Raw genomic sequence first — 10,142 nt, 5'->3', positions numbered from 1 at the left:
TGAATCTATCCTATTTTCAGCAAAATATAGTTAAGGCGATTCATCTCCCACTTACTCCGCTTCGCTTCGTTGAAGTGGGAGTCTTCTCGCCTAATTAAGGTAAAAACAGCGGGCCTCCACTCGGAAGCCCGCCTTTTTCCATTGTTTACACCGTCGGTTTTTCCGTTGTCACATACGTCCCAGCGATAAAATCGTGAATCGACCGTTTGTCTTCTCTTGCAGCTACCATAATCGCACTAATAATGAGACCAATGCCAAACGTGATAAAGTATACGAGTCCACCAACGAACGAGCGCAAAAACATCGTGCCGATGCCGACTTTTCCGCCGTTGACTTTCGCAATCCGGATGCCAAGCATCCGCTTGCCGACCGTATATCCGTACCAAACAGCCGGAACGATTAACGCGTAAAGGATGTTCGCTAATGACGTAAACCAGTTCGTTTCCCAACTGCCAGTGATGAAATAGCCGATGATCGAAATCGGAATGCCAACGACAATCGCATCCAACAAGTTAGCCAACAGCCGCTTCCAAAATCCAGCCGGATTCGTCACCGCCATATGTCTTCCCTCCTGTTGCCTTTTCTATATTGTATTCGCAATCAACAGCGTAATTGTCTTTATTTTAACCTGAATTGTGGAAAGGAATCTATACTATAGTTTGGTGTTTGCCGCCATTATTGGGCGGCAGGAGTGAATGCGTCTTTTCACGATCCGTAAAAAAGATAGCCCAAAAGGCCATTTTTGCAACCGAGACACAGTTGGCTGCCGTGCCGTTTCATACATAAAGAAAAAGCAGCTTGTGAAGCGGATCGATCATCCGATATAGGCGGCTTTTCCCCTCGTTTAGCCAAGCTTCGCCACCACCGCCGAAAAGTCGTCCGGAAGCGGCCCCTTTTGGGAAAAATGGCGGCGCAGATGGTCCAAAAGCACCTGCTCGTCCAATAAAATATGCGGCGTTAGCGCATCGCGGAACGCTTCAATCTTTTGCCGAACGGATCCCGCCCCCCCTTCAATCGCCCCGTCGGAATACAACACAAGCGTCGCCCCCGATTCGTAGCGCAGCCGGCCGCTGTCGACAAAAAGGCGCGGAAGCATCCCGATCGGCGCGCAGCCGCGGTCCAACTCCGCCACCGTTCCGTCCGGTTGAAACAAAAACCCCGGCGGATGGCCGGCTGATGCATATTCAATCATCCGTTCCTTGACATCCACAAGAACATACACGGCGGTGAAATAATACATCATCCGCCCGTTTTCATGGTACAACTGGCGCATATGGCGGTTCAACTCGCGAAACACTTCCGTCGGAACAATTCCTTTGCGGATGACGCCGTTCAAAAGCGAGCGGACTGACATGCAGATGAGCGAAGCCGCCGCCCCATGCCCCATCACATCCATTAAAAAAATGCCGTACTGCCCTTCGTCGATCGGATACCACGCATACATATCGCCACCCAGCTCCCGCGAAGGGATGTACGTTCCGGCGATCCGAATCCCATCGGCTGACAGCGGCTTGCTTAAGACGCGTTTTTGCACCTCGCGGGCCAGCCGCAAATCATCTTTCATCGCAGCGATGTATCGGTTCTCATAAGTGGGACCGGCAAATAAAAACAAGTAAAACGCGATTCCTCCATCATGGCCGGGCACAGCCCGCACTGTCGTCTGCCTGACATAGACCGAACTGTTTTTCCGTCGCCAGCGCACCCATCCCCTCCATTCCCCGCTTTTCCCCGTTCCCGCTTGAATCACCTCGTAAAGCCAGGCCTCGTAATAACCCGCGTAAAGCGTATGCAGCGGCTGACCGACAATCTCTACACCATGGCCCGTAATTTTGGTGAACACCGGATTGACAAATTGAACGACAAACTGGCCATCGGTGACGAGCATCGCCTGTTCCATCGCTTTGTACACTTGTTCAGCGAGCTGCCGTTCATTCTCGTTTCGCTTTGCTTCTGTCAGATCAGCGACAATCCCGCTGACAAGCCTCACTTCCCCGAATTGGCCAAGCACAGGAAACGTCTGTTCAAGCACCCAACGGACGGAGCCATCCCGCTGATTGATAATGCGATACGTTTGGGCGCCCGCATCCGCTTCCGAAAGGAGCGACCATTTTCTTTCCGCCTTGGCGCGGTCATCCGGGTAGGCCACCTTTGCCCATATGTCTTGATCGTGGTAAAAGTCGTCCGGAGGCAGGCCGTACAGCTGCTCGCATGATGACGAAATGAATAAGAGCCGCCTTTGTTCCGGCGCTGCGAGCCAATAGACATAGTCGCCCGGCCCAACAAACACATTCATTTTTTCTAAGCCGAGAAGCAGCTCCCGCCACGCGAGGTGGTCATAACGTTGAACATATTCCCAAAACCCATCCATCATAGAACGTCATTCTCCACTGAAATAATCCATGGCTTCCTTCTCTGTGGCAAATAGTTTGATAAACGAAGAAAATTTGACAATATGGAAAATTTCTGCAAGTGACCCTTCCACTCCGGCAATGACCAACTCTTTTTGTCGGGCTCTCGCCTCCATGACGCTGTCAGCGATGACACCGAGTCCGGCGCTGTTTATGTAGTTGACCCCCTCCATGTTGACGATCAATTGGTCCGCTCGTTTGTCCAGCAACCTCTCCAGCGCTTGACGGAATGATTCGACGTTGTTTAAGGTAATATCTTCTACCCATGTCAGCGTGCAAATTGCCCCTTGTTTTGTCTCCATCTTGTTTCCTCCAATGGTCACTCATTTTTTTGCATTTGCACATGTAAAACAAGACGTTGTTTCCTGCTCGCTTCACGTATACATCATCAACAATATGGGTGATCAGCTGCAGCCCTCTGCCACGCGGCCCTGTGTTGACGACATCGGTTTGGGCTACGGAGAAGCATCCTCCTCGCTGTTTGACAATGATCATCAACTGTCTCGCTTCCATTTTCCAAAATATCCTAAATGGCAGTTTTCTTGTTTTTTGACAATATTCATATGCATTCGTGCACGCTTCCTCTGTCGCGAGCCGAAGAAAAAGGCAATCACGCGGCAAAAACCCCATTCTCTTCGCCAGTTCCTCGGTAATGTCCATCGCTTTTAAAATGTCCGCCGTTTTCATGATCGCCATCGTTCGGATCATGGTCCTGGGCTTCATCGGCATTTCCCCTATCTTTGTTATGCTTATACACCGGCCAAAGCAACATGGCAGCTTTTTCACTATTGCACGTTCCAACGCTGGGGAAAACGGATTCGAATGCTATTTTTCTCCTTTATTGTTCCATCTATTGAAAAATAGTTCTTATTTACTACAATTCATTATAATACAAAATGGGGTTCATTCCAATTTCCTACATCCAAAAAAAAGACATCATGGCATCCATCGTCCAATGATGTCCCCTTAGCAGCGCTGCCGGCGGTGGTTTAGTTGATACACAAGGGCGATCAACTGCGACCGGTCATTGACGCCAATTTTTTGAAAAATGTTCGTAATATGATTTTTCACGGTATGGACGCTAATGAACAGCCGTTCTGAAATTTCGCGATTGCTGCAGCCTTGAATGAGCAGCTCCAATACATCCATCTCCCGGGCTGTCAACTGCTCGGACAACATGTCGATATTGACCGTCCCATCATTTCCACCGTGAGCCTTGCCGCTGATCATCATCGCCCCAATCGCGGCCAACGCCGTCATATACACTTCCGCCTCTTTCGCTTCCCTTTCTTTCTTTATATGAACGGCGAGAACGCCATAGCGGCCATCGCTGACGAAAAACGGCACTTCCATCACCGATTTGCCCTCGACATGAAGCAGCGCCGGCACCTCGCTTTTCGCCTTCTCGCCGTGACAGCCATAGCGACGGCAGACATCATCCCGATAACGAACAGCCATTTCTACGTCCATCGCTCCTTCGCGGACAACGGCTGTTTGGCCATCGCTAGACCATACCACGCAGACGAAATCGCCGTAAGCGAGCTCCGCGGCGAATTCGGCCATCATCCGGATGATTTCTTCCTCGTTCTGCACAACACGCATGGCCCGTCCAATTTCCATCAACATCGACAGGCGCATCAAATGGCGGTCCATTTTCATATCGGCCTCTGTACATTTAGCCAGGAGCAGCCAATGTTGAACGAGGGCGGAGCCGACCGAACGAAGCGCCGCCGGCAGTGAAGAGGCCGCCTCGCTGCCGATCATGACCCATCCTTCTATTGTTTTCCCGTACATCGCCGGATACGCAATCATCGCTTTCGGGCGGATGCCATGGCGGACAAAAAAGGAAAAGCGTAGATCCAAAGCGGCATCTTGAACGTAAACCGAACGAAGCGGCGGCTCCGAAGACGAAAGCGGCGGAAACAGCGCATCGATCATTTTGCCGCGCAGTTTTCCAGCCTTTTCCCCGCTTGCCGCCGCCACCATCCATCCTTGCGGACACTTGGCGATATACAACGCCATATCGACGCGTTCATCGAACGCTCGCAACTCAAAAAGCAGCTTGTCCACGTCCGCTAGGGCGGAGCTGTCCGTGACCACTGCTTCGAGCCGTTTTCCGTATTCACAGCATTGTTGCTTGCGGCGCTCGCCGCTGATTAATTCCCCACATATGACCGCCATCTTTTCGATATCTTTTAACTTCGCTTCGACCGCCCGCGCCGGCAACGCCGCCGCCTGTTCGATCGCTGACGTCCATTCTCCAGTGTCCATCAGCGGTTGTTCGCAAATGAGCCATTTCGTTTCTTCCTCGATAAACACGCCCGCCCAAATCCAATATTCCGCCTTCTCATCGACAAACACCGGAGCAACGATGCTCTTCATGCCAAAACGCCCGACCGGTACGACCGATGGACGCTGCCATCCGTCAATAACAAGTTCTCGCGGACAGAAAAACGATGGCGCTTCCTTTTCAGCTGCAAACAAAACGAGCTCCGCCAGCTCGGTCATATTCGATACTTTCGTCACGGGAGCGCCGTGATCATCGACGATCAGCATGCTCAACCCCGTCAATGCCGCGTATGCATCTTGAATATATTGCAACGATTCACGGATCACCACGCCTTCAACTCTCCTACAATACATTTTTATCCTTATCTATTATGGACAAACCATTTGCAAGAAATCAAGCATGAGCCCCCTCACAACAAAAATAAACCGGCGTGGGATCCCTACGGACGACCCACGCCGGAACGAATCTTTTGAAACGGACAAAGGGCGACAAGCGCAGACCATTCGGAGAAAAGGCGTCACCAGTCAATGCGCAATTCAAGGGTGGCGAGGCAATCAGCCAGCTGCCGCTTAATCTCCGCCAATGCAGCCTCCGTCTTGGCTTCTGCACGCAACACAAGAATCGGCTGCGTGTTCGACGGCCGCACCAACCCCCAGCCTTCCGGGAACTGGATGCGGGCGCCATCAACGTCAATAACCGGATAGCGGCCAGCGAACCGATTTTTCACCGCGGCAATGGCAGCCGCTTTTTTCTCTTCCGGGCAAGCAACTCGCGTCTCCGGCGTCGCCGCGTACCGCGGCACATCGGCAAACCACTCGGACAGCGGGCGCTCATCGTGCGACAGTAATCGAAGCAGGCGCCCAGCGGCGTACAGCGCATCGTCATAGCCGTAAAACTCATCATTGAAGAACAAATGGCCAGACATTTCACCAGCAAACGGGATCTCCGGACGACGGCGCAACGTCGCTTTGACGTGCGAGTGGCCGGTGCGATGGAAGAACGGTTTCCCGCCAAGCCGCTCAATTTCCTCAACAAGCGCTTGCGAGCATTTGACCTCAACCGGCGCCTCGGCTCCCGGATGGCGCTTCAAAATTTCGCGCCAGAACAGCACCATCAGTTGGTCGCCCCAACGGATCGCACCCGTTTCATCCACGACTCCGATCCGGTCGCCGTCGCCGTCAAACGCGATGCCAAGATCCGCCTGCTCCTTGCGCACCATCTCAATCAAGTCCGTTAAGTTCTCCGGCACGACCGGGTCCGGATGATGGTTCGGAAACGTCGGATCGGATTCACAGTAAAGCGGGATGACATCGCATCCCCACTCTTTGAGCACTTGTGGCGCAATGATCGATGGGGTGCCGTTGCCGCAGTCGACGACGACCTTCAGCTTGCGCGGACCGAGCTTAATTTTCTCCTTCAACATCTTGATATAGGCCGGAGCAAGGTCAAGCGTTTCCTCGCGCCCGCGCGCTGTTTCAGGACGCGGCTGTTCCTGGCTGAGCCGCTCCATCGCCCGCCGCAGCGCTTGGATGCGCTCGCCATAAATTGTCGTTTTTCCCATGGCGATTTTAAATCCGTTCTCATCCCCTGGGTTATGGCTGGCGGTGATGATCATGCCGCACGGGATGTTCGTATAGTGCAGGCTATAATAGAACATCGGCGTCGTCGAAAGTCCAATATCGACGACATCGCAGCCGCCATCGAGCAGCCCATCTTTGAGCGCCCGATGCAAGCCAGGCGATGACAGACGATTGTCATGACCGACAACCGCCCTCTTCTCTCCTTCCTTTTGCATCATGTCGGCAAAGGCCCGTCCGAGCCAATACGCAAACGGCTCGTCAAGCTCCTCGCCGGCGCGCCCGCGAATATCGTATTCCTTAAACACGTGTGCCGGCCATGCGAACGGTTTCGTTGTTGACGTATTCATCGACAACCACCTCCACCGAAATCGATTGAGCGATTGCTGCCGTTAATAAGTAAGATAGCGTCGACTCTGCCCCCCGATTCGGGTTCGGGCCGTTTGGACCAAGCCCATCACAACAGCTGCCATCGCTTCGGTCAGCCAATGGAACGCGGCCGTCATTGCTTCCATAAAACCACGCCAGGCAGCGGCGGACAACGTCGCGATACCGCTTATCTTCCGTCGCCCAATACGCCTCGCGCGCCGCCAGGGCGAGCTTCATCACATCAAGCGGCTGCTGATCCCAATCGGCGCGGTAGCGGCGGCTGCACCAGCCGCGGTTGCCGATCGGGCGAATGACGCCCGCCGGTCCGCTCATCTTCTCGATCAAAAAGTTGAGGCTTTCTTCCGCTGCCTTTCTGACCTCTTGTCTTGGCATGCGCCGGTACGCCATCCAAAGCGACCACGGCAACACCCCGTTGGCGTATGTCAGCTCCGGTTCGTACCAGCGCCAGCTGCCATCCGCGTGCGTTTCGTAGGCCTCAAGCAGCTGACGCTCAAACCGCCCCGCCAACGCGGCCAACTCCTTCTTGTCAACGCCGGGCACCCCCTCCTCTTTAAGCAACCCGCTGCACGCCGCCAGCCCCCAAGCGATGCCGCGCAGCGAGCGAAGCTCCCATGCCGCCGGCAACGCCCGCCTCAACATGTCCGCAGCCGCCTCGCGCCGCGCCGCGTCATCCAATTGCCTATACGCGATCGCCGCCGCCCAAAACGACCGCCCGAAGCAGTCGTCTGAGGGCGTCTCTTCCTCTTTCGTCCGATCGAAGAAAAAGTTGTTATGGAACGTCCCGTCATCGTTTTGCGCCCAAAGCAAAAAGGCCAAATATCGGTCAAGCAGACGATACAGCCGCTCCTTTGTTTCTTGATCGTCGAGCAACGCCAGCCACTCGAGGCACGCCCATATGGCGCGGGCGTTGTCATCGGTCGAATACCCTTCGCGCCGCCGCGGAATGCGGCCGAGGCTATGCTCGAGCAGCCCGGTGTCGTCAGTCATGCGCTCGAGATGGTCGAACTTAATGACTGACGAAGCCAACCGCCTTCACCTCCCCGCGTTTTGCGGCGCACACGCGCTCAAATAAGGCGACATGCTGTTCGCCGACGCGCGGCCAATGCGTGTTCGCCCCAATTTGGCGCACGGTTTCTTCCCAGCGTTTTAACGCCGCCTCATCGGCCAACAGCTGCCCAAGCCGCTCTTCCCATCGGGCGGTATCGCCATACGGCAACAGCAGCTCCTCGCAGCCCCGCAACAAATCGCGCGCATGCTCATACGGGGTCGAAACGACCGGACGGCCGACGCCGACCGCATAGGCGAGCGTGCCGCTTGTGATTTGCTGCATGCCCGGGTACGGGGTGATATACAAATCGCACGCCGTCAAATAATCAATCAGCTCTTCTTCGCTGAAATACCGGTCCTCCATGCGGACATGGCCGTCGAGTCCAAGCCGATGAATCAATGCTTTCAGTTCATCGCGGTACGCCTCGCCCTCCCGTTTTTTCACTTCCGGATGTGTTTGGCCGGCGATGACATACAACGTGTCCGGTACGCGGCGGATGACGCCTGGCAGCGCGGCGAGCACCGACTCGATTCCTTTGCCGCGGCTTAACAGTCCAAACGTAAACATCACCTTGCGCCCGCTAAACCCGAGGCGCCGGCGCAGTGATTCGCGGCTCTCGCAGCTCGGCCCCGGGGCGCCGTGCGGAATGTAGACAATTTTTTCTTCCGGCAAGCCAAACGCTTTGACCAAATACGGGATCGCCTGCCGGTTCATGACGATGATGGCATCGCTTGCCGCCGCGATCTTTTCTTGAATCGGGCGGTACGGCAGCGGCGGTTCGGCAAACACCGTATGGAACGTCGTCACGAGCGGCTTTTCGAGCGCCGTGATGAAATCGAGAATGTATTCGCCTGCCTCGCCGCCGAAAATGCCAAATTCATGCTGCAGGACGACAACATCGATGTCGCTCTCATTCACCCGTTTCGCCATTTCGGCATACGCCGTGCGGTTTTGCGCCGGGAGCGGCCAATACGCCGGGTTGTGGCGATAGGCGTCATCGCCGTCGCTTTCGTTGTACAACACGATGACGCGGTCGCCATCGGACGGTCCGCGGACGCCGTCAATACTTTGCCGCAAATGTTCCGTAAACGTCGCCAGCCCGCACCGCCGCGGCGGATACGTGCTGACGTACGCGATTCGAATCATGCTTGCACCGCCTCCTTAAACTGGTTGATGATTGAATCCTCGAACACTTCTCCCGCCGTCGTCACCGTCCGGTAGCCGAAAATGCTGTTTTGCAACCGGCTGCGGTCACGGATGACAGAGCGGTCCCAAACGATGGTTTGCGAGCAATGAACGCGGGCGCCGATTTGGCAGTGGTCACCGATGACCGCATTCGGGCCGATCACAGCCTGCCGTCCGATTTTCACATGGTCGCCGATGAGCACAGGCGGTACAAACAAGACGCCCGACCCAATCTCGACATGTTCGCCGACAAATACCCCTGGCTGGATTTCACGGCCTTTCAGCGGAACCGGAAACTCCCGACGCAACGCATCCCAATGCACTTGGCGATAGCGGGCCGGCGTTCCCATATCGCGCCAGTATCCGTCACTGACGATGCCATAGACACCGACATTCCTTTCGATCAGCAGCGGGAATGTTTCGCGTTCAATCGACACTTCCCGCTCCGCCGGGATATAGCGCATCACCTCTGGCTCCAAAATATACATGCCGGCGTTGATCCGGTTCGATGGCGCTTCTTCGCGGCGCGGCTTTTCGATAAAGCGCAAAATTCGCCCGCTGTCGTCTTGTTCTACGACCCCATAGGAAGAAGGATCGTTAACCTCCGTTAAGACGATGGTCGCAAGCCCGCCGTGTTGGCGGTGGAAATCAAGCAGGGGGATCAATTGCGGCAAGTGCACGATGTCGGCGTTAAACACAAGAAAACGTTCATTCAGAAAACGTTCGGCATTTTTAATCGCCCCGGCCGTTCCGAGCGGAGACGGCTCAAGCGCGTATGTAATGTTCACATTGAAACGTTTTCCGTCGCCGAAATAACGGCGGATCACGTGAGAGCAGTGATGGGCAGCGATGACAAATTCGTTGACTCCTTGGTCGCGAAGATGAATGATGAGGTGCTCAAGCCATGGCCGATTCGCAATCGGGGCCATCGGTTTGGGGATGTTTTCGGTCAATGGACGAAGACGTGTGCCTAATCCTCCTGCCAGCAACAATGCTTTCATTTCGTCATCCCTCCATACGATTTTTTTCACAAAACTAGACACGATTCTTGATGGATGAACGAGAAAATGAAAGTGATTCATAGATTGCTAGCACTCGGCTGTGATGGTTGCTAATAATAATATACATAATATCCCTTCTGTTGCGCAAGCGAAATGATTGTCGGATGGTGTCGATGAGGAATGATTGATGCTTGCCAATTTCAAAACTTTCATTTTCTCGTTCTTCTTTTTCTTTGCGGTATA

Annotated in this window: 8 protein-coding genes and 1 pseudogene; all 9 read right to left on the bottom strand. The window is 54.4% G+C overall.

Annotated elements, in window-relative coordinates:
• Positions 1–145: 145 nt before the first annotated feature.
• Complete coding sequence (locus CV945_RS10055) at positions 146–559, bottom strand: RDD family protein (protein ID WP_013522922.1); 414 nt, start codon at positions 557–559, stop codon at positions 146–148.
• A 285-nt stretch (positions 560–844) separates the two neighbouring features.
• Positions 845–2,371: a PP2C family protein-serine/threonine phosphatase gene (locus CV945_RS10050; protein ID WP_100659683.1), complete on the bottom strand. Its 1,527-nt coding sequence runs from the start codon at positions 2,369–2,371 to the stop codon at positions 845–847.
• Between the two features lie 6 nt (positions 2,372–2,377).
• Complete coding sequence (locus CV945_RS10045; protein ID WP_033010855.1) at positions 2,378–2,710, bottom strand: STAS domain-containing protein; 333 nt, start codon at positions 2,708–2,710, stop codon at positions 2,378–2,380.
• A gap of 109 nt (positions 2,711–2,819) precedes the next feature.
• A pseudogene (locus CV945_RS17515) lies at positions 2,820–3,038 on the bottom strand (ATP-binding protein); the annotation flags it as partial.
• 336 nt (positions 3,039–3,374) lie between these two features.
• Positions 3,375–5,027 (bottom strand): helix-turn-helix domain-containing protein, encoded by a 1,653-nt coding sequence (locus CV945_RS17805; protein ID WP_100659682.1) that lies wholly within the window; start codon positions 5,025–5,027, stop codon positions 3,375–3,377.
• A gap of 188 nt (positions 5,028–5,215) precedes the next feature.
• Complete coding sequence (locus CV945_RS10030; RefSeq protein ID WP_100659681.1) at positions 5,216–6,625, bottom strand: phosphomannomutase/phosphoglucomutase; 1,410 nt, start codon at positions 6,623–6,625, stop codon at positions 5,216–5,218.
• Positions 6,576–7,691, bottom strand: a complete 1,116-nt coding sequence (locus CV945_RS10025; protein WP_100659680.1) for a glycosyl transferase — start codon at positions 7,689–7,691, stop codon at positions 6,576–6,578. The genes CV945_RS10030 and CV945_RS10025 overlap by 50 nt, the downstream gene beginning before the upstream one ends.
• Positions 7,672–8,859, bottom strand: coding sequence for a glycosyltransferase family 4 protein (locus CV945_RS10020; protein WP_100659679.1), 1,188 nt, complete (start codon positions 8,857–8,859; stop codon positions 7,672–7,674). The genes CV945_RS10025 and CV945_RS10020 overlap by 20 nt, the downstream gene beginning before the upstream one ends.
• Positions 8,856–9,899: a nucleotidyltransferase family protein gene (locus CV945_RS10015; RefSeq protein ID WP_100659678.1), complete on the bottom strand. Its 1,044-nt coding sequence runs from the start codon at positions 9,897–9,899 to the stop codon at positions 8,856–8,858. The genes CV945_RS10020 and CV945_RS10015 overlap by 4 nt, the downstream gene beginning before the upstream one ends.
• Positions 9,900–10,142 lie beyond the last annotated feature (243 nt).

The organism is Geobacillus sp. Manikaran-105 (assembly GCF_002809955.1).
GTDB lineage: Bacteria > Bacillota > Bacilli > Bacillales > Anoxybacillaceae > Geobacillus > Geobacillus thermophilus.
The sequence above is the reverse complement of the archived record's forward strand: the minus strand, read 5'-3'. Positions and strand labels throughout refer to the sequence as shown.